We start from the raw sequence: 19,753 nt of genomic DNA, 5'->3' as shown, positions 1-19,753 counted from the left end.
CAGAATGAAGAAGTTAGAATTCTCTATCTACCGCTACAACCCGGACGTCGATACCGCGCCACGGATGCAGGACTATGTTCTGGACAATCCGGAAGGCCGCGACATGATGGTGTTGGACGCGCTGTTGAAATTAAAAGAGCAAGACCCAACCTTATCGTTCCGTCGCAGCTGCCGTGAAGGTGTTTGCGGTTCAGACGGTCTGAACATGAATGGTAAAAACGGGCTGGCTTGTATCACGCCATTGTCTGCCTTAGGCAAAGGCAAAGGTGGCAAGCTGGTGATCCGTCCTTTACCGGGTCTGCCGGTGGTGCGTGACTTAGTCGTCGACATGTCACAGTTCTACACCCAGTACGAAAAAGTGAAGCCGTACCTGATCAACGACGATCTGCCGCCTGCCGGTGAATACCTGCAGTCGCCTGAACAACGCGAAAAGCTGGACGGCCTGTACGAGTGCATTCTGTGTGCTTGTTGTTCAACGTCATGCCCGTCGTTCTGGTGGAACCCGGACAAGTTCATCGGCCCGGCCGGTCTGTTGCACGCTTACCGTTTCCTGGCGGACAGTCGTGATACCGCGACTGAGCAGCGTCTGAACGACCTGGACGATGCATTCAGCGTATTCCGCTGCCACGGCATCATGAACTGTGTCAACGTATGTCCAAAAGGCCTGAATCCGACCAAAGCTATCGGTCAGATCAAGTCTATGCTGTTAAACCGGGCGCTGTAAGCGCCCGTCTGTTATCCGGCATTTGCTGTATTTTTCAGCAAATTGACGGAAAAGCTGAAAATATACCAACAGCCCGCTTGCGGGCTGTTTCTGTGAGTATAAAATACAGCCCGCTTTGGCGACTGGCTGTGCCCAGGAAAAAATAGTCATAAAGCCTGTAACCTGATTATTTTTTTGCTACTTTTTCCAGGTGCTTCGAGATAAGGGAACGTAAATGCACGAAGGTGTAATGAAGGCGTGGTTAGAGTCTTCTCATCTTGGCGGTGGCAACATGGCCTACGTTGATGAGCTCTATGAATCCTACTTAGCTGAACCAACCAGCGTTGGTGATGAATGGCGTGAGTTTTTCGCGAAGTTACCCCGTGTTGAGGGTGTCGAACTGGAATCCCGTCACTCGGATATCCGCCAACAGTTCGCCGAACTCGCCAAAAATAAACATCGTGAAGTAGTTGCCGTCCAGGGCAGCGGCGACAGCCGTCAGGTCAAAGTCCTGCAACTGATCAATGCATACCGCTTCCGCGGTCATCAGCATGCCAAGCTCGACCCGCTTGAACTGTGGAAACGCCCACGGGTTCGTGATCTCGAATTATCCTACCATGACTTAAGTCAGGCAGATTTTGATACTGAGTTTAATGTCGGCTCTTTTGTCGCCGGCAGCGAAACAATGAAACTCGGTGATTTAGTGCAGGCGCTGGAAACCACTTACTGTGGTTCTATCGGTGCTGAATATATGCACATTGTGTCTACTGACGAAAAACGCTGGATCCAGCAACGCCTTGAAGGCGTGCGTTCTACGCCGAATTATGACAAAGCCACCAAAGCGCAGATTTTAAAAGGTCTGGTTGCTGCTGATGGTCTTGAGCGTTATTTATCCGCCAAATTCCCGGGCGCCAAACGGTTTGGCCTGGAAGGCGGCGACGCCATGGTGCCAATGCTCAAAGCAATGATCCACCGCGCCGGTGAACAGGGCGCCAAAGACTGTGTGATTGGGATGGCCCACCGCGGTCGTCTGAATACACTGGTGAACGTCTTAGGCAAAAACCCTAGCAAATTGTTTGATGAATTTGCCGGTAAATACGAAGTCGTCGGTGCCGGTGACGTGAAATACCACATGGGTTTCTCGTCAGACTTTGCGACTCAGGGCGGTAACGTTCACCTGGCGCTGGCTTTTAACCCTTCGCATCTTGAAATCGTTAACCCGGTGGTGATGGGCTCAGTGCGCGCCCGTCTGGACCGTCGCGGTTGCACCGATGGCTCGCTGGCGCTGCCAATCACCATTCACGGTGACTCAGCCTTTGCTGGTCAGGGTGTAGTGGCTGAAACCTTCAATATCTCTCAGACCCGCGCCTTTAAGGTAGGTGGTTCTATCCGTCTGGTAATTAACAACCAGGTTGGTTTTACCACGTCGAACCCTGAAGATACCCGTTCTACTGAATACTGTACTGACATCGCCAAAATGGTGCAGGCGCCGATTTTCCACGTTAATGGTGATGACCCTGAAGCTGTAGTCTTCGTAGCGCAACTGGCTGTGGATTACCGCAACACCTTCAAACGGGACGTGGTGATTGACTTGGTTTGTTACCGTCGTAATGGTCACAACGAAGCGGACGAGCCGAATGCAACGCAGCCGCTGATGTACCAGAAAATCAAAAAACATCCGACACCACGTGAGTTGTATGCCGACAAACTGATCAAAGCCGGTCAGTTCAGCGCTGAAGAAGTGCAGGCTCTGGTTGACGGTTACCGCAACGCGCTGGACAACGGCGAGTGTGTGGTTGAAGAGTGGCGCCAGATGACTGAAGTTGCCGTCGACTGGACACCATACATCGGCCACGACTGGAATGCAGCCTACGATGCTTCGATGTCAGTTGCTGATTTAGTCGCGCTTGGCGAACAAGCCATTAAAGTGCCGGCTGAGCACGCTCTGCAACGTCAGGTAGGTAAGGTCTATGAAGATCGCGCGCTGATGCTCAAAGGCGAGAAGAAAATCGACTGGGGCTTTGCTGAAATTCTGGCGTACGCCTCTATCGTCGGCAACGGTTCACGCATTCGTATCGTTGGTCAGGATTCTGGCCGTGGTACTTTCTTCCACCGTCACGCCGTTTTACACAACCAAAACGATGCATCAACTTATACGCCACTGGAAAATATGAGCCCGAATCAGGGACCGTTCCAGGTGTATGACTCTGCATTATCAGAAGAAGCGGTGTTGGCATTTGAATACGGTTATGCGACGACAGAACCTCGCGCCTTAGTGATTTGGGAAGGTCAGTTCGGCGATTTCGCCAACGGCGCTCAGGTGGTGATCGACCAGTTCTTGAGTTCTGGTGAACAGAAGTGGGGCCGTCTCTGTGGTCTGACGCTGTTGTTACCACATGGCTACGAAGGTCAGGGCCCGGAACACTCTTCCGCCCGCCTGGAGCGTTTCCTGCAGCTGTGTGCCGATCACAACATGCAAGTGGTTGTACCAACCACGCCGGCGCAGGTCTACGCGATGATCCGTCGTCAGATGGTGCGTCCGGTGCGTCGTCCGCTGATTGTGATGTCGCCGAAATCATTACTGCGTCATCCGCTGGCGACTTCAACACTGGAAGAACTGGCCTCCGGTCACTTCCACAACGTCATCGGCGAAGTGGATGCACTGAACCCGGCAGACGTCAGCCGTGTGGTGTGCTGTAGCGGCAAGGTCTATTACGACCTGCTGGAAGAGCGCCGTAAACGCGACATTAAATCTATTGCCATTGTGCGTGTGGAGCAGCTGTACCCGTTCCCGCAGGAAGAGATGGCTGCAGTTCTTGCACAGTACCAACACGTGAAAGATTTTGTCTGGTGTCAGGAAGAACCACAGAATCAGGGCGCGTGGTATTGCAGTCAGCATAACTTCTGGGCCGCCATTCCGGCCGGCGCCAAGCTGACTTATGCCGGTCGTGAGGCGTCATCGTCTCCGGCAGTTGGCTACCTGTCAGTGCACAACAAGCAGCAACAGGCTTTGGTCAACGCTGCGTTAACGCTGGCATAAAACATCACCCGCAGCTTCGGTTGCGGGTCAATTTTTTTTGGGTCAGCGCAGGGTTCTGTGCTGACTTTGGTTTTCCAAGATAAGACAGACATAAACCAATCTGTAAAAAGGTGACAAAGTGGAAATTAAAGTCCCGGTACTTCCAGAATCAGTTGCAGATGCAACAATCGCCACCTGGCATGTAAAAACAGGTGAAGCCGTCAGCCGTGATCAGGTATTGGTCGATATCGAAACTGACAAAGTGGTGTTAGAAGTCGTGGCGCAAGCTGACGGCGTGATGGGCGAAATCGTGCATGCTGAAGGTGCAACTGTACTGGCTGAGCAAGTCATCGGTCACCTGAACGCCGGTGCAACAGCTGCCGCAGCTCCTGCAGCAGCTGCCGCGCCAACTGCTGCTCCAGCCACTGATGCCGGCGACGACGTGCTGACACCTTCAGTACGCCGCCTGATCGCAGAAAAAGGCTTAGATGCTGCCAAAATCCAGGGTTCTGGTAAAAATGGCCGTGTCACCAAAGAAGACGTTGAAAAATTCCTGGCCGGCGCACCAGCTGCTCCAGCCAAAGCGGCTGCAGCCCCAGTAGCTGTAGCACCAGTAGTTTCAGGTGACCGTTCACAGAAACGTGTACCGATGACGCGTCTGCGTAAAACAATCGCCAACCGCCTGCTGGAAGCGAAAAACTCTACGGCTATGCTGACCACGTTCAATGAAGTCAACATGAAGCCAATCATGGACCTGCGTAAGCAATATGCTGACGTGTTCGAGAAAAAACACGGTATCCGTTTAGGTTTCATGTCGTTCTACGTCAAAGCGGTAACCGAAGCGCTGAAGCGTTTCCCTGAAGTCAATGCCGCAATCGATGGCGATGATATCGTTTATCACAACTACTTCGACGTCAGCATTGCGGTGTCGACGCCGCGTGGTCTGGTGACGCCGGTACTGCGTGACTGTGACAAGATGAACCTGGCTGAAATCGAAAAAGCGATTAAAGACCTGGCGCTGAAAGGCCGCGACGGCAAGCTGTCAATCGACGACCTGACCGGCGGTAATTTCACCATCACCAACGGTGGTGTGTTTGGTTCGCTGATGTCGACACCAATCATCAACCCACCACAATCAGCCATTCTGGGTATGCATAAGATCCAGGATCGCGTGATGGTTGTCGACGGCAAGATGGAAATCCTGCCAATGATGTATCTGGCCCTGTCTTATGACCACCGCATCATCGATGGTAAAGAATCTGTTGGCTTCCTGGTCACAGTGAAAGAGTTGTTAGAAGATCCAACCCGTATTCTGTTGGACATTTAAGCAAGAAACCGGAGGTAGTGGCTATTTGGCCGCTACCTCTAAATCATCTGGGCAAGTGACACACTTCGCTCAATGGGTCAGGCCGGTTGTCCCGGTCACAAACTAAAGAAAAACGGAAATAAGCCATGAATTTGCACGAGTATCAGGCAAAACAGCTGTTTCGCGAATACGGTTTACCTGTATCTGAAGGCTATGCGGAAGAAACTCCACAAGCCGCCGCAGAAGCAGCGGATCGTATTGGTGGTAACAAGTGGGTAGTGAAAGCTCAGGTTCACGCTGGTGGTCGCGGTAAAGCGGGCGGTGTGAAATTAGTTACTTCTAAAGAAGAGATCCGTAACTTTGCCCAAAACTGGCTGGGCAAGAACCTGGTGACCTATCAGACTGACGAAAAAGGTCAGCCTGTCAGCAAGATCCTGGTTGAAACCTGTACAGATATCGAAAAAGAACTGTATTTAGGTGCTGTTGTTGACCGTTCAAGCCGTCGTATCGTGTTCATGGCCTCTACAGAAGGCGGTGTGGACATCGAGAAAGTTGCGGAAGAAACGCCAGAAAAAATCATCAAGATGGCGATTGACCCGCTGGTTGGCGCTCAGCCATTCCAGGCGCGTGAAATCGGCTTCAAACTGGGCTTAAACGCCACGCAAATCAAACAGTTCACTAACATCTACTTAGGCCTCGCCAAGATGTTCGTTGACCTGGACATTGCGCTGATCGAAGTGAACCCGCTGGTTATCACTACTGCAGGCAACCTGCACTGTTTAGATGCCAAACTGGTTGCTGACAGCAATGCACTGTACCGCCAGCCAAAACTGCGCGCTTTCCATGATCCATCACAAGAAGACGAGCGTGAAGCCCGTGCTGCTCAGTGGGAACTGAACTATGTTGCTTTAGAAGGTAACATCGGTTGTATGGTCAACGGTGCCGGTTTAGCTATGGGTACTATGGACATCGTGAAATTAAGCGGTGGCCAGCCAGCAAACTTCCTGGACGTTGGTGGTGGCGCGACCAAAGAGCGCGTAACCGAAGCATTCAAAATCATCCTGTCTGACTCAGCTGTGAAAGCAGTATTCGTCAACATCTTCGGTGGTATCGTTCGTTGCGACATGATCGCCGAAGGTATTATCGGTGCTGTTGAAGAAGTCGGTGTAAGCGTACCGGTAGTTGTGCGTTTAGAAGGTAACAACGCTGAATTAGGCGCACAGAAACTGCAAAGTTCTGGCCTGAACATCATCGCTGCGACTTCATTGTCAGAAGCTGCTAAAGCTGTTGTGAAAGCCGCGGAGGGCAAATAATGTCTATTATCATCAACAAAGACACTAAGGTCATCTGCCAGGGTTTCACCGGTAGCCAAGGTACTTTCCACTCAACTCAGGCGCTGGAATACGGCACTAAAATGGTTGGTGGTGTAAGCCCGGGTAAAGGCGGCACGACGCACATTGGTTTACCAGTGTTCAACACAGTGAAAGAAGCTGTGGCTGCGACTGGCGCTACTGCTACTGTGATTTACGTTCCGGCTCCATTCTGTAAAGACGCTATCATCGAAGCGGCTGATGCAGGTCTGGAACTGATCGTTTGTATCACTGAAGGTATCCCGACTATCGACATGCTGTTCGCCAAAGAATACGTTGATCGTAAAGGCGTTCGCATGATCGGCCCTAACTGCCCGGGCGTGATCACGCCAGGTGAATGCAAAATCGGTATCATGCCAGGCCATATCCACAAGCCGGGTAAAGTTGGTATCGTATCGCGTTCAGGTACACTGACTTATGAAGCTGTGAAACAAACCACAGACGAAGGTTTTGGTCAGTCTACTTGTGTTGGTATCGGTGGTGACCCAATCCCAGGTTCTAACTTCATCGACATCCTGAAATTATTCCAGGAAGATCCACAGACTGAAGCGATCATCATGATCGGTGAGATCGGTGGTACTGCTGAAGAAGAAGCGGCTGCTTATATCAAAGCCCACGTGACGAAGCCTGTTGTGTCTTACATCGCCGGTGTGACTGCACCAGCTGGTAAGCGCATGGGCCACGCCGGCGCCATCATTTCTGGTGGTAAAGGTACAGCTGATGACAAATTCCGCGCGCTGGAAGATGCAGGCGTTAAAACTGTGCGTTCACTGGCCGACATCGGTAAAGCACTGCGTGAACTGACTGGCTGGTAATAGCTGGTTCGTTTTGAAGTGTTGAAAAACCCGTCCTTGTGACGGGTTTTTTATTTTTGTGTTGTGCAGGATACTCAATGGGGCTGTGTCGCCAGCCAGCGGTTTGGCAGCCGGCAACATAAGGCAAATCCCTGGCTGACCGGTAACGCCTTGATCTCACCCTGTAAGGCCACTGTCACCAGGTTATACACCAGATTTAGCCCAAGCCCGGTGTGGCCACTACTTCGACTGGTGGTAAAAAAGGGCTCAAACACTTTATCCGGTTGCCCGTACGCAAAGCCGACGCCATCGTCCTGATAAAGCAGCTCAAAGTGAGTTTCACCCGGGCGGATACGAAGTTCGATGCAGCCGCTGTCCCTGCCGTCAAAGGCATGCAACACAGCATTATTCAGCAGTTCAATCAGCAGCAACTGAAAATGTTGCACATCGGCATGCAGCATCACAGCGGTGTCGGCATAGTTAAGCTGGATTTTTTGTTGCTGTAGTTTTGTGCCGAGCAAAGTGCTGATATCGCCAATCAACAGCTGTAAATTAAAGTCGGTTAATGCATCACTGTGACCGACCGCCAGCTGTTTAAAATTCTGCACCAGTGCCGCACAGCGTTCAATGTTATTAGCGGCCAATGCTGTGACTTCGCTGCTTGTGGCCAGATATTGCTGCAAATCCTGCCGGGTCAGGCCATGTTGCAGCTTGGTCTGAAACTCAGCGGTTTTCTCCTGCGCCAGACTCACAGCAGTGGTCAGAATACCGAGTGGGGTGTTCAGCTCATGCGCCAGGCCCGCCACCATGCCTGCTATTGCCGCCATTTTCTCCGAAGTCACCAGTTCCTGCTGGGTTTGCTGTAGCTGCTGATAAGAGCTGGCAAGCCGGGCAGACAGCAATTCGGCTTGTGCTCTTTTGCGCTGTTGTAGTCGGGTTAAGGCCAGCAACAGCAGAATCACGGTGCCGGTGGCAATACCGATAGTCCAGCTGACCTTGGTTTGATGCGCGCTTTTTAACGCATTGAGTTCGACTTTTTGCCTTAGGTCTGATAAATCCTGCTCGTGCTGCAGGCTGTCGATCTGCGCACGCAGCGCTAAGGCCTGATCTTGTGCTTCTTCGTTATGATAAGCCTTATAGTAGGTCAGATGCTGCTGCAGCGAAGCCAGTGCCGCTGCAGTTTGCCCTGCTTTTTGCTGTAACCGGCTTTGTAATAAATAGCCATCGGACAGCTGTTGATTCAGATGATGTTTATTGGCGAGGTTCAGCGCATTGGCCAGATATTGCTGCGTAGCTGGTTGTTGTTGCTGAAAAGCGATTTGCGCCAGCATCAGATACACCGCGCTGAGGTAAAAAGGGTCATCACGTTGCTGATAACCTTCGAGCGCTTCCTGCGCATAAGGTAAAGCTTGTGTATATTGCTGCATGGCGACATAACAGCGCGCCAGATTCATCCGTACATACAGTAAATCTGCGCTCTGGAAGGCCGGATCAGTCAGAGCCGACTGTAAGATGGGCAGGGCGTCGGCGGGCTGTCCCATATCGAGATAAAGTGTGCTGAGGTTGTTGGTGATGTTCACACGCAGATAAGCAAACTGTTGTTTTTCATTCAGTTCACGCGCCTTCAGCAGCAGCGGTAGGGCTGTCTCATATTGACTGGTATACATGGCCTGCATGGCGGTATAAATGCGGGTGGTGATCTGGCGCTCTGGTTGGTTTAGGTCTGTTGCCTGTTGTAAGGCCTGCTTCAGCATAGTGCTGGCTTTGGCGTGTTCGCCGCGGCGCATCGCGATATAGCCGCTGAGTTCCAGCGATCTGGTCGTGCGCGCCGGTGAAATAGCTTGCATCTCGTCCCGCCAGGATTGTAGCATCTGCTCGGCGCTGCTGTGCTCTGACAGAATAATCAGGTTGTAGGCTTTCGTGTTAATCAGTTGCTCACGCAGGTCCAGCTCGGTCGGGCTGAGCTCAGTCAGCCACTGGTCAATCAGGATGTTTGCTTCTCGTGGTTGTGACTTACTTTGCGCCTGTAGCTGCGCCAATTTTGTCTGCCAGGCGGGTGCAGCCTGCAGCGCAAAAGCCAGACAAAACAAAACCCAGATCACGCCTGTTCGCGAATGGCGATAGAAAAAAACTGAACTTTCGTGCATTCGTCCGCTGCCTTTTGTCAGCATTCCGCTTGCCTGATACTGCGCCTCAATATCCACAGAGGTCGACTGATGCTCAAAACATAGCGGATCTTTGCGGTTCTGGCCGTTCTGCGGCGCACTTAACCTGTATTTTGGTTATTGGTCTCAGTCTGACTATATTTCTTTGCGCCTCCCGCAGTTTAATCAGAGCAGTGATGTTTTTTCTTTAATGAAGAGTGCCCAAATGAAACAGAAAGTCTTTTTGCTGTCAGCCTTGTTGCTAAGTATGCCGCTACTGACGGTGCAGGCCGCTGAGCCGGCGCCAGCCAGCCATAACCGTCAAATAGACGTGGATTCAGTGGTGGTGACCAAACACCAGGCTGAAGTGAATAATGTCAGTTTCCCATATACCGCCGAAACCGGCACTCAGCCGGTGTGGGACGAAGAGGGCAATCCGACTGCTACTTTGTTTTATACCTATTACGAGCGCTCTGATGTCAAAGATAAATCCAAGCGGCCTTTGTTAATTTCCTTTAATGGCGGTCCTGGCTCAGCGTCGGTCTGGATGCAGATTGCTTACACCGGGCCGCGCGCGCTGAATGTCGATAGTGAAGGTTATCCGCTGCAGCCCTATGGCACTAAAGACAACCCGTATTCAGTGCTGGATACCGCTGACATTGTGTTTGTAAATCCGGTCAATACTGCTTACTCGCGCGTGCTGCCAGGCAAAGATGGCAAAATGCCATCGCGCGAGGCGCAGCAAAAAATGTTTTTTGGCGTCAATGAAGATGTGAATTACCTGTCGTCCTGGATTGAGACTTTTGTCAGCCGCCATCAGCGCTGGCCGTCACCGAAGTTTTTAATTGGCGAAAGTTATGGCACGACACGAGTGTCGGGCCTGGCTCTCGCGCTGCAAAATAAAGAGTGGATGTATTTAAACGGCGTGATTTTGGTGTCACCCACTGAACTGGGTATTAAACGCGAAGGCCCGGTCGATGTGGCGAACCGCCTGCCGTATTACACTGCAACCGCCTGGTATCACAAGAAATTATCGCCAGAGCTGCAGCAGCTGGACCTGATGGACGTGCTGGCGCAGTCCGAGCAATTTACGCTGAACAGCTACTTGCCGCATTTGGCGAAAGGCTCTTTTGTTGAAGTGGCTGACCGCCAGCAAATCGCTGAGCAAGTGGCGAAATTCTCTGGGTTATCGGTGCAGGCGGTGCTTGCCAATAATCTGGATATTCCAACCGATTATTTTTGGAAAGAATTATTGCGTGACCGCGGTCAGACCGTCGGCCGGCTGGATTCTCGTTATCTCGGCATCGACCGTAAAGAAGCTGGCGCAGAGCCGGATTACAATGCCGAGCTGACCTCCTGGTTACATTCATTCACGCCGGCGATTAATCATTACCTGCGCACCAGCCTGAATTACAAAACCGACATCAAATACAACATGTTTGGCCCGGTGCATCCATGGAACCGCGACGGCGACCAGACCGGTGAGAATCTGCGTCAGGCGATGGCACAAAACCCGTACCTGAACGTGATGATCCAGTCCGGTTATTACGACGGCGCGACGAACTATTTTGATGCCAAGTACAGCATGTGGCAGCTGGACCCCAGCGGCAAAATGAAATCACGTTTGAGTTTTAAAGGCTATCGCAGCGGTCATATGATGTATCTGCGCTACGAAGACTTAAAGCAGTCGAATGACGACTTGCGCGAATTTATCAAAGCAGCACTGCCCAAAGAGGGGCAGGCGGCGAAATACTGATCGGCGTTATTCCGAAGAGAAGCGGCTTCGGCCGCTTTTTTGCTTATTGCCAGCAGAGCACGCTGCAGCCACTGGTCAGCGCGCACGCCGGTGTTATAATGCGCCCCAGCATTCAGCATTTATTCCAACAAGGATCTGATTTATATGGCGGACATCGAGACACGCCCCACCAATTTTATCCGGCAAATCATTGATGCCGATTTAGCTTCCGGTAAGCACAATGCGGTACAAACCCGTTTTCCGCCTGAACCAAATGGTTACCTGCACATTGGTCACGCCAAATCTATCTGTCTGAATTTCGGTATCGCCCAGGATTATCAGGGCAAGTGCAATCTGCGGTTTGATGACACCAACCCGGAAAAAGAAAACATCGATTTCGTCAATTCCATTCAGCAGGACGTGCAGTGGCTGGGTTTCCAGTGGGACGGCAATGTGCGTTATTCGTCGGATTATTTTGACGCGCTGTATGGTTATGCGGTTGAACTCATCAACAAAGGCCTGGCCTATGTCTGTTTCTTAAACGCCGAAGAGATGCGTGAATACCGCGGCAGCCTGACGCAACCGGGCAAACCGAGTCCGACCCGTGACACTTCACCGGCGGAAAACCTGGCGCTGTTTGAAAAAATGCGCGCTGGTGGTTTTAAAGAAGGTGAGTGCTCTCTGCGCGCCAAAATCGACATGTCGTCGTCTTTTATCTGTATGCGCGACCCGGTGATTTACCGCGTGAAATTTGCCCATCACCATCAGACCGGTGACAAATGGTGCATCTACCCGATGTACGATTTTACTCACTGTATTTCGGACGCGCTCGAAGGCATCACGCATTCGCTTTGTACATTGGAATTCCAGGACAACCGCCGGTTGTACGACTGGATCCTCGATAACATCACTATTCCTTGTCACCCGCAGCAAATCGAGTTTTCGCGGCTGAACCTGGAATACCAGGTGATGAGTAAACGTAAATTACATCAGCTGGTTGAAGGCAACCATGTCTCCGGTTGGGATGACCCGCGGATGCCGACGATTGCCGGTCTGCGCCGTCGCGGTTATACACCAGCGTCGTTACGTGAATTCGCTAAACGCATCGGCATCACCAAACAAGACAACGTCATCGAGATGAGCGCACTGGAAGCCTGTATCCGCGAAGATTTGGATGCACACGCTCCGCGCGCCATGGCCGTACTGGACCCGCTGAAAGTCACTATCAGCAATTTCAACGCTGACGTGGAATGGCTGGACGTGGCCAATCATCCAAAAGATGAAAGCATGGGCAGCCGTAAAGTGCCATTTGGCAAAGTGCTGTACATCGACCGGGCGGATTTCCGCGAAGAAGCCAACAAGCATTACAAGCGCATGGTCACTGGTGGTGAAGTGCGGCTGCGTGGTGCTTATGTCATTCGCGCTGACGAAGTCATCAAAGATGCAGATGGCAACATTCTGGAGCTGATTTGTAGCTATGACCCTGAAACGCTTGGCAAAAACCCGGCCGATGGCCGTAAAGTACGTGGCGTGATCCATTGGGTTGAAGCCTCACAAGCCAAAACTGCTGAGTTCCGGGTTTATGACCGCTTGTTCAGTGTGCCTAATCCGGCTGCCGAAGATGACTTTATCCAGGTGATCAACCCGGCGTCGCTGCAAGTTAAACACGGTTTTGTTGAGCCAAGCCTTACACAAGCAGCACCAGAACTGGCCTTCCAGTTTGAACGTGAAGGGTATTATTGCGCAGACAACCGCGACAGCAGCCCCGAGGCACTGGTGTTTAACCGCACAGTCGGTTTGCGCGACAGCTTCGCTGCCGAAGCCTGATAAAATCAAACCAGCCTGCGGGCTGGTTTTTTTATGTCCTTTACAACTCTATACTGACCAAAGCCGGTTGATAGTATCAGTGGAGACAGCAGGTGCAAGGATGCAGGTGACAATGTTGCGGGTATTGATAACTATCATCTGGTGGCTATGTTCGCCGGTGCTGGCGGCTCCGGCGGTGGTGCGTTACCCACAGCCTCAGAACGCGCAGGATCATCGTTCTGATTATGCCATCGCGTTATTAGCTGCGGCGCTGTCCCGTAGCTCACCTCAGACGCAGGTACAGCCTTCACGCCATATATTTTCCCGCAGCCGGGCGCTTGAAGAGTTGGCGCCTGGTGGCGGAGTAGATGTAGTCTGGACTTTAACCTCGGTGGATCGTGAACAAAAATACCTGCCGGTTCGCATTCCTATTTATTTCGGTTATGGCGGATATCGGGTTCTGCTAATTCATCAACAGCAAGCCAGCCGTTTTGCCGCACTGCGCACCGGTGCGCAGTGGCGCGAACTGCGCTTTGCCCAGGTGCATGACTGGCTGGATACCGGCTTGCTGCGCCAGCACGGCTGGCAGGTGCAGGGCGTATCGCAATATGCCAATTTATTTCCGTTGTTGCTGAAAAATCGCGTCGATGCGGTGCCACGCGGTGTGCTCGAAGTGAGTGACGAAGCGGCCCAGTGGCAGGCTGATGGGCTTATCATCGAAAGCCAGTGGCTGTTGAAATATCCTTCGGCTGAGTATTTTTTTGTCAGCCAGCAAAATCCACAACTGGCGCTGTTGCTTCAGCAAGGGTTACAGCAAATGCAGCAGGATGGCAGCTTGCAGCGGCTGTTTGATCAACATTTCGCCGCCAAGCTCAAGGCATTAGATTTGCCTAAACGGCGTGTGATCGCTATTCAGAACCCATATCTGCCGGTGCGGCCGCACAACTTATAAGTATTCTGTTTAATCCACCCGGCGCGCCAGTTTCAGCAGTTGTGAACCCAATTTAATCTGATGGGCGGCAGCGCGTTGCAGGTTGACCTGAAAACTGATGCCATCAGGTGAAGTAACCAGTTGAATAGTGCCAAGCTGGCGGTATGCCTCGTTATTATCGGTGACTATTAACAACGGCGTGCCGGCGAGGTCGGCTTGCCACTGCGCCAGCAGCTGGCGGTCTGACAATCCCAGCATTAAGACATCACATTGGTTCAGCAGTTTTTTGCTGCTGAGGTCTTTCACATCTACAGGTAGACTGAGCCTGCTAAACGCCTCCAACAAAGCAGGATGACCAAGCAGGCAGAAGCGGATTTGCCCCCGTGGAGGTGGCGGCCATTCGGTAAACTGAGCAAAGCGGTATAAAAAGGTGGCTTTGAGGCTGAATTCATCGGCAGCCTGAAGCGGCAAGGATAACCCCAGGCTGCAAACCAGTATCAGCAGCATAGATTTCACCATAATTGCCAGCTCCAGCTCAGACCGAATAGCCGGCCCGGTTGCATGCTTGGAGGATTCAACAGCATAGGTCTGTCGTACACCACTTTATCCAGCAGGTTGTAGAGCTGCAGCTGCAACTGATGCCGCTCGTGCAGCTGGAAATGCAGGCCGGCATTGATCAGGCCGTATCCGGGTAACATGCTGTCACCGACCTGACGCCGGCTCAGCGCCAGCACCTGCAGGCTCAGCTCAGTGCTCAGCATGGGAAGTGGTTGCAATAGCTGTAGTTTCAGCAGATGTTGTGGCGAGTTCTGCAGCGGGTAACCGCTGACATCACGGCCCCTTTGCCAGGACCATGCTGCAGTCAGCATCTGCCCACTATCCAGACGCCAATCCAGATCCAGATTCAGACCATGTTGTTGGATACGTTGGGCATTACTGAACACAGCTGCATCCGGTGTCATCCGGATCAGCCGCCGCATGCCGGCATCAAACCAGGCCAGGCGATAACTGAAGCGGGTTGACAACCGCTGCTCATAACTGATTTCTGCCGAATTGATGACTTCATCTTCAGGCACCGGCTGGTCAAAACTGAAGTTAGTGGCAAATTCGTACAGATTTGCTGCGCGATACGCGGATCCATACAGCAGTTTGATTTGCTGCGTGTCTGACCATTGCCAGATCCAGCCCAGCCTGGGACTGATGCGATGCCCGCTGACTCTGGTGTCGTCATAACGCGCACCCAGCAGCAGGCTTTGTGTTGCACTGTACTGCCACTGGTCCTGCAGAAAAAACGAGCGACGCTGGTTATGGCCGTAGTAACCCTGCAACAATTCTGCATCGTGGTGAAAACGCACTTCAATTTGTTGCCGGACATCGTCCTGAAATTCCACGCCAGCCAGTAAGTCGTGTGCGGCCAGACCCTGATACTGCAGCAGTAAGTCGCCGCTGTACCACCGGCCCAGCTGGTCGCTGTCTAAGCTGGTCAGGCCCCACTCCGGATGAAATAACGGCGCAGCACGCTGATACTCGCTGCTGTTGTAATTCAGATGTCCGCTGAGGCTGAGATCGTCCCGTAGTTCATGCTGATGCGCCAGTGACAGCAGCAGGTTATCATTTTGATCCTGTACCGGTGCTGTCAGCCAGCCTTGTGGCGTTGGCAGCAAATCCGGTGAATTGCGCCGCTGCGTTGACCAAAGTGCCTGAAATCGTAAGCCCTGATGTTTGCCGCCCAACCGCAGCCGGGTTAAATGCTCGTTGTTTAATTGCTCAAACTGGTCGGCAAAACGCTGCGGTGCAGGAAAGGCCAGTGGCATTTGCGGATGTTGCTGATGGCCGGCACTGAACCACCATTCGCTGCCTTGCTCCAGCCGATTTGCGGTATGGATAAAATATTTGTTGGCACCATCAGATTGCAGAGACAGTTTAACTCCGGCACCGCGCAGTTGCTGGGCGGTTTTGGTCAGGATATTCACCACACCAAAAAACGCATTGTTACCATAAACAGCAGCGCCGGGCCCGGCAGCAAATTCAACCCGATCTATGTTTTCCACATCTATCAAAGCGTCACTGCCGAGCAAGCCGGCGTCATAGATGTTTTCGTTAATCCTTACGCCATCGAGCAGAAATAACAACCTCGAATTAAAGTCTCCGGGTTGGCCTAAGCCCCGTACACCGACATATTGAAAGGCGCCGTCAATGCTGACATAAATGCCGGGCAGGCTCTGTAGAATTTGCGCCAGCGTTTGATACTGAAACTGTACGATATCATTTGCGGTCACCACGTACGTCAGATTCGCGCTTTGGGCGCTGGACTGGGTAAAACGTGATGCGGTGCTCACTTCAATCTGTGTTGGGATCTCCGTCAGTGGCGTGTTTAACAGTTGCTCCAGGCTGGGAGTTTCCTGGCTCTGCCCAAAAGCTGGCCACAGGATTAGTAACAGTGAAGCGGGCCGGGCGGCTTTAGCTGGCAGCAAGGTACCTCCTGAAGGTGTTTTTGCCGGCACGTTTGGCCTGATACATCGCTTCGTCTGCTTGTTGCAGCAATTGGTGGGCATCGCTGCTGTTATTCGGACATAACGCCAGACCAACAGTTGCGCCGACCGGCATCAGTGCCGCTTTTACCCACATGGGTTCCCGAATGGACTGGATGATACGATCGGCCAGCAGCTCCGCGCGTTCGGGCTGGACAATATCGGCCAACAGGACCGCAAACTCGTCGCCGCCGAGACGAAACACCAGATCACTCTGGCGAAGCTGCGACACCATACGCTTGGCAACTATCTGCAGCACTTCATCTCCGGCATCGTGGCCCCATTGGTCATTCACAGTTTTAAAGTTGTCGAGATCGATAAATAACAAAGCGAGGTGCTGTCCGTTTTGCAGAGTCTGTTCGACAGCGCGGGGCAGTTCAGCCTCAAAATAAAGCCGGTTGGCAAGACCGGTCAGATGGTCATAGTGGGCCAGCTTGTCCAGTTGCTGGCTGGCTTGTTTTTGCGCCTGCAGTTGTTGTTGCAGATCTTGCTGCCAGATCTCTGTACGTTTGAATAGTTCATTGAGCCGCTCACCCAGCCGGCCAACCTCGTCGCGTCGGCGAATTCGGGCGCGAATACTGTAGTCCTGATGCCTGGCGGCAAATTCTGCCAGCTCCGCCAGTTCCAGTACCGGTGCCAGTGCCCGGCGCTGTACCCAGCGTAGCAGACGGCTGGCGAGCAGCAGCGCCAGTATCATGATGCCGAAAAACAGCGCCAGCATTGATAGCAGGCTTTGCTGCAAACTGTACAGGTTCTCAGTGACCACGACGGCGCCGACAGTCTCGTTCTCGAGTCGGATTGGCCTTTTGATTTGCATCTGTTGTAACTGTTGCAGCTCGTAGGACGGACTGTCTTGCCAAAGCGCTGGTGCCTGTTCTGGAGCAAACAACTGCATGTTGGCATCAAAGACCAGCACCGATTGCACATCAGGGCGCTGGGTATACGCTGTGATTTCGCGCTGTGCGGCCGCTTTATCCTGAAATACCAGGCTTGACGCCAGATTCAGCGCCAATTGTTCTGTATTAGCGACGGCAACCGCTAAATGGCGAGCCCGTGCTGAATGCCAGGTCACGGCGGCAAGGATAGCAACGGTCAGAAAAATCGTACCGGCGAGGATCAGCAGATTCAGCCGCGTTAACCGGCTAACTAATGAAAGCGCGCGGGGTTGCGCTGGTTTTTCAGACACAAATTCCTCGGCATCGAGTCAGAACTGCCCTGTGGATTACTATAGATGCCATGCAGAAAACTGCAGTAGAATCAGAACTGTTTATTCATAGGCTAAGTGGGTTTATATAGGTGGTTGCGGAAAAGATCCGGTTAGAACACGAGGCGGCCCGTCTGTTTATGCGGCTTTATCAGCGCCGTTTTGGCGTGTCGATGCGGCATATCTGGCATAACGAGCCGGCAAAACCGGATGTGTCCTGTTACCTGGAGCAGCAGCGGCTGGATTTGGAGATCGCACATTTATACGGCAGCGAAGCGGAGGCGATGTTGCTGCTGGGGCGTGAACTCAGCCCACAAACCCGTGATGCATTAACAGCGCTGCAGCAAGTGCCGGTGCAGGAGCGGATGCTGGCTGCGCTAGACCGGCTGATCCGGCAAAAAGCTCACAAACGGTATGACAGTGAGCGGGTATGGCTGGTGATCAGAAATACCCACCCGGTATGGCACCCTGAACAATTGCAGCCATTTCGGCAAAGTATCAATTTGCCGCAGGCGCAGCCGTTTGAACAAATCTGGCTGGTGACCGATTATCGCGGTGAGCATGGCATTGCCGCCGTTTATCCACCGGAACTGGCCTGATGCGCCAGTTCTGGCAACGCTACCAACAAATCCTGCAGCGCTGTTGTCTCCGGTGTTCACCGCGGCAGTTGCAGTTATTCGCCTTACTTTGCCTGACTGCGACGGTGCTGTTGTTTCTGCAACCGCAGCGCAGCGAATGGCTGTTATTGCCGCTGCTGTTGTTATTGTGGTGCCTGTTGCTGTTGTTCGCGCGGCAAATGTTTGTACATCCGCCCGTCTTGCCGGGCACTGCAGGGTTTCTTGCCCGTTGCCGCTATTGGCTGCACCTTGGCTGGTACCAGCTGATGTTGCTGCTGTTTTTACTGCTCTGTGGCGTGGCGCTGGCGTTTAGCCTGAAACTAGCCGGTGTTATACTGCGCGCTTTGCTGGCCTGAATCCTTGCCATGGAGCCTGATGTTGACTGATTTGTCTGTTGCAAATTCTGCCCAAAGCTCTGCCATGTCGGTCGTGATCTTCTGTTCTGTGGTCGACAATTTTGGCGATATCGGCATTTGCTGGCGTTTAGCGCGCCAACTGGTGGCGGAGCAGAGCTGTCAGGTGCAGCTGTTTGTCGATGACCTCAATAGTTTTGCCAGAATTTGCCCTGAGCTGGACCCACAGCAAAGCCGCCAGCACATCGCTGGCGTTACAGTGCTGCACTGGCAAAGCGCAGTTGCACCGCAAAGCCAGTTACATCCGGTTGAACTTGAGCTGACGTCATTATGTATCGAAGCTCTGGCCTGTACTATTCCGGCTGAGTTTTTAAATGCGCTGGCGGTGGCAAACCCGCAGGCAATTTGGCTCAATCTGGAATATCTGACAGCAGAGGTTTGGGCTGCCGGCTGCCATGGTTTACCGTCGCCGCAGCAAGGCGTGAAGCTTAAAAAGTATTTTTTCTTCCCCGGTTTTACTGCCGACGTCGGAGGCTTGTTGCGTGAACTGCATGTGATTGCGCAGGCGCGGGCACTGCAGCACAGTGAGTCGCTGCAGCAACAAGCCTGGCATAAGCTTGGGTTAAATCCGCCGGCGCCCGGCAGCCGTGTGATGTCGTTATTTGCATACAGCCAAGCCGGGATCGCGAGCTGGCTGCAGATGCTCACACTGGATGTCAGACCCAATTTATTATTGGTCGCTGAAGGTGTTTTGGCACAGTCGTTGCGCCTGCAATACCCGGATTTGGCGAATACCGGCTCTTTGCAGCAAGGCAGTCTGACCCTGCAAATTTTGCCGTTTGTGCCGCAACCGGACTACGACTTACTGCTGGCACTGTGTGATATCAATTTTGTCCGGGGTGAAGATTCGGTGATCCGCGCCCATTGGGCCGGAAAGCCATTTATCTGGCAGATTTATCGTCAGGCCGAACAGGCGCATCTGGATAAATTACAGGCATTTTTACAGCTGATGCTGGCGGACGCTCCGGCTGAATTGGCAGCACTGGTGACTGCGCTGCATCTGGCCTGGGAGCAAGAGCAAGATTTTGCCGCCCTATGGTCGGAATTTGTTCAGAATTATGATGCAATACAGAAGCTTACACTTGATTGGCAAAGCAAATTACTGGCTCAGCAAGATCTTGCCAGCAACCTCGTGCGTTTTGTGCAAAACCATCATATAATGTCGCGCAATTTTTCCTAA

General features: G+C 52.6%; 15 protein-coding genes. 11 read left to right on the top strand and 4 right to left on the bottom strand.

Translation table 11 applies throughout. From position 1 onward, the window contains the following. The first annotated feature begins 4 nt into the window (after nt 1–4). The 5 genes from Q399_RS0117215 to sucD all read left to right on the top strand — a co-directional run bounded on the left by Q399_RS0117215 (nt 5) and on the right by sucD (nt 7,213). A complete protein-coding gene (locus Q399_RS0117215) occupies nt 5–724 on the top strand; it encodes a succinate dehydrogenase iron-sulfur subunit (protein WP_031570693.1) in 720 nt (239 codons plus the stop codon). Nucleotides 725–938: 214 nt separating this feature from the next. Continuing rightward, nucleotides 939–3,743, top strand: a complete 2,805-nt coding sequence (locus Q399_RS0117205; protein ID WP_031570690.1) for a 2-oxoglutarate dehydrogenase E1 component — start codon at nt 939–941, stop codon at nt 3,741–3,743. A 118-nt stretch (nt 3,744–3,861) separates the two neighbouring features. Further along, nucleotides 3,862–5,049 (top strand): 2-oxoglutarate dehydrogenase complex dihydrolipoyllysine-residue succinyltransferase, encoded by a 1,188-nt coding sequence (odhB, locus tag Q399_RS0117200; protein ID WP_031570688.1) that lies wholly within the window; start codon nt 3,862–3,864, stop codon nt 5,047–5,049. A 125-nt stretch (nt 5,050–5,174) separates the two neighbouring features. Continuing rightward, entirely contained in the window at nt 5,175–6,341 is a 1,167-nt protein-coding gene (gene sucC, locus Q399_RS0117195; RefSeq protein ID WP_031570686.1) for an ADP-forming succinate--CoA ligase subunit beta, read from the top strand. Continuing rightward, nucleotides 6,341–7,213: a succinate--CoA ligase subunit alpha gene (sucD, locus tag Q399_RS0117190; protein ID WP_031570684.1), complete on the top strand. Its 873-nt coding sequence runs from the start codon at nt 6,341–6,343 to the stop codon at nt 7,211–7,213. The genes sucC and sucD overlap by 1 nt, the downstream gene beginning before the upstream one ends. Nucleotides 7,214–7,287: 74 nt before the next feature. Here sucD and Q399_RS0117185 read toward each other — a convergent pair whose 3' ends face one another. Then, the gene (locus Q399_RS0117185; RefSeq protein ID WP_169739329.1) at nt 7,288–9,339 is read right to left on the bottom strand and encodes a tetratricopeptide repeat-containing sensor histidine kinase; all 2,052 of its coding nucleotides are present in this window, start codon (nt 9,337–9,339) and stop codon (nt 7,288–7,290) included. Nucleotides 9,340–9,562: 223 nt separating this feature from the next. On the opposite strand from Q399_RS0117185, the gene Q399_RS0117180 reads away from it, so the two are divergent. The 3 genes from Q399_RS0117180 to Q399_RS0117170 all read left to right on the top strand — a co-directional run bounded on the left by Q399_RS0117180 (nt 9,563) and on the right by Q399_RS0117170 (nt 13,829). Next, nucleotides 9,563–11,092: a S10 family peptidase gene (locus Q399_RS0117180; protein WP_031570678.1), complete on the top strand. Its 1,530-nt coding sequence runs from the start codon at nt 9,563–9,565 to the stop codon at nt 11,090–11,092. A gap of 144 nt (nt 11,093–11,236) precedes the next feature. After that, nucleotides 11,237–12,898 carry a glutamine--tRNA ligase gene (gene glnS, locus Q399_RS0117175; protein ID WP_031570676.1) on the top strand — a complete coding sequence of 554 codons (1,662 nt, stop codon included), beginning with the start codon at nt 11,237–11,239 and terminating at the stop codon, nt 12,896–12,898. Nucleotides 12,899–12,998: 100 nt separating this feature from the next. Continuing rightward, a complete protein-coding gene (locus tag Q399_RS0117170) occupies nt 12,999–13,829 on the top strand; it encodes a transporter substrate-binding domain-containing protein (protein ID WP_031570674.1) in 831 nt (276 codons plus the stop codon). A 9-nt stretch (nt 13,830–13,838) separates the two neighbouring features. Here Q399_RS0117170 and Q399_RS0117165 read toward each other — a convergent pair whose 3' ends face one another. Genes Q399_RS0117165 through Q399_RS0117155 form a run of 3 tightly spaced genes read right to left on the bottom strand, consistent with a single transcriptional unit; the run spans nt 13,839 to nt 17,525 of the window. Next, entirely contained in the window at nt 13,839–14,327 is a 489-nt protein-coding gene (locus Q399_RS0117165) for a YfiR family protein (protein WP_031570672.1), read from the bottom strand. Next, on the bottom strand, nt 14,321–16,282 hold the full coding sequence (locus Q399_RS0117160; RefSeq protein WP_051686142.1) for a TonB-dependent receptor plug domain-containing protein: 1,962 nt from the start codon (nt 16,280–16,282) through the stop codon (nt 14,321–14,323). The genes Q399_RS0117165 and Q399_RS0117160 overlap by 7 nt, the downstream gene beginning before the upstream one ends. Further along, entirely contained in the window at nt 16,269–17,525 is a 1,257-nt protein-coding gene (locus tag Q399_RS0117155) for a sensor domain-containing diguanylate cyclase (RefSeq protein ID WP_051686141.1), read from the bottom strand. Before Q399_RS0117155 ends, Q399_RS0117160 begins: the two co-directional genes overlap by 14 nt. Nucleotides 17,526–17,635: 110 nt before the next feature. Between Q399_RS0117155 and Q399_RS0117150 the strand changes: the two genes are divergently transcribed. From Q399_RS0117150 to earP, 3 genes are read left to right on the top strand one after another with little or no spacing between them, the layout of a single operon-like run. Further along, on the top strand, nt 17,636–18,142 hold the full coding sequence (locus Q399_RS0117150) for a hypothetical protein (RefSeq protein ID WP_031570666.1): 507 nt from the start codon (nt 17,636–17,638) through the stop codon (nt 18,140–18,142). Further along, nucleotides 18,142–18,516: a hypothetical protein gene (locus tag Q399_RS0117145; protein WP_031570664.1), complete on the top strand. Its 375-nt coding sequence runs from the start codon at nt 18,142–18,144 to the stop codon at nt 18,514–18,516. Before Q399_RS0117150 ends, Q399_RS0117145 begins: the two co-directional genes overlap by 1 nt. A gap of 19 nt (nt 18,517–18,535) precedes the next feature. Further along, nucleotides 18,536–19,753, top strand: coding sequence for an elongation factor P maturation arginine rhamnosyltransferase EarP (earP, locus tag Q399_RS0117140; RefSeq protein WP_245612918.1), 1,218 nt, complete (start codon nt 18,536–18,538; stop codon nt 19,751–19,753).

The organism is Rheinheimera texasensis DSM 17496 (assembly GCF_000711985.1).
Taxonomy (GTDB): Bacteria; Pseudomonadota; Gammaproteobacteria; order Enterobacterales; family Alteromonadaceae; genus Pararheinheimera; species Pararheinheimera texasensis.
This window is presented reverse-complemented; position numbering and strand designations above follow the sequence as displayed.

What these genes read in the sequence shown, in the direction of transcription:
- Q399_RS0117145 (WP_031570664.1), top strand. Translation starts at nt 18,142, where the DNA reads ATGCGCCAGTTCTGGCAACGCTACCAACAAATCCTGCAGCGCTGTTGT.
- Q399_RS0117180 (WP_031570678.1), top strand. Translation starts at nt 9,563, where the DNA reads ATGAAACAGAAAGTCTTTTTGCTGTCAGCCTTGTTGCTAAGTATGCCG.
- Q399_RS0117170 (WP_031570674.1), top strand. Translation starts at nt 12,999, where the DNA reads ATGCAGGTGACAATGTTGCGGGTATTGATAACTATCATCTGGTGGCTA.
- Q399_RS0117165 (WP_031570672.1), bottom strand. Translation starts at nt 14,327, where the DNA reads ATGGTGAAATCTATGCTGCTGATACTGGTTTGCAGCCTGGGGTTATCC.
- glnS (WP_031570676.1), top strand. Translation starts at nt 11,237, where the DNA reads ATGGCGGACATCGAGACACGCCCCACCAATTTTATCCGGCAAATCATT.
- Q399_RS0117215 (WP_031570693.1), top strand. Translation starts at nt 5, where the DNA reads ATGAAGAAGTTAGAATTCTCTATCTACCGCTACAACCCGGACGTCGAT.
- Q399_RS0117205 (WP_031570690.1), top strand. Translation starts at nt 939, where the DNA reads ATGCACGAAGGTGTAATGAAGGCGTGGTTAGAGTCTTCTCATCTTGGC.
- sucC (WP_031570686.1), top strand. Translation starts at nt 5,175, where the DNA reads ATGAATTTGCACGAGTATCAGGCAAAACAGCTGTTTCGCGAATACGGT.
- Q399_RS0117185 (WP_169739329.1), bottom strand. Translation starts at nt 9,339, where the DNA reads ATGCACGAAAGTTCAGTTTTTTTCTATCGCCATTCGCGAACAGGCGTG.
- sucD (WP_031570684.1), top strand. Translation starts at nt 6,341, where the DNA reads ATGTCTATTATCATCAACAAAGACACTAAGGTCATCTGCCAGGGTTTC.
- earP (WP_245612918.1), top strand. Translation starts at nt 18,536, where the DNA reads ATGTTGACTGATTTGTCTGTTGCAAATTCTGCCCAAAGCTCTGCCATG.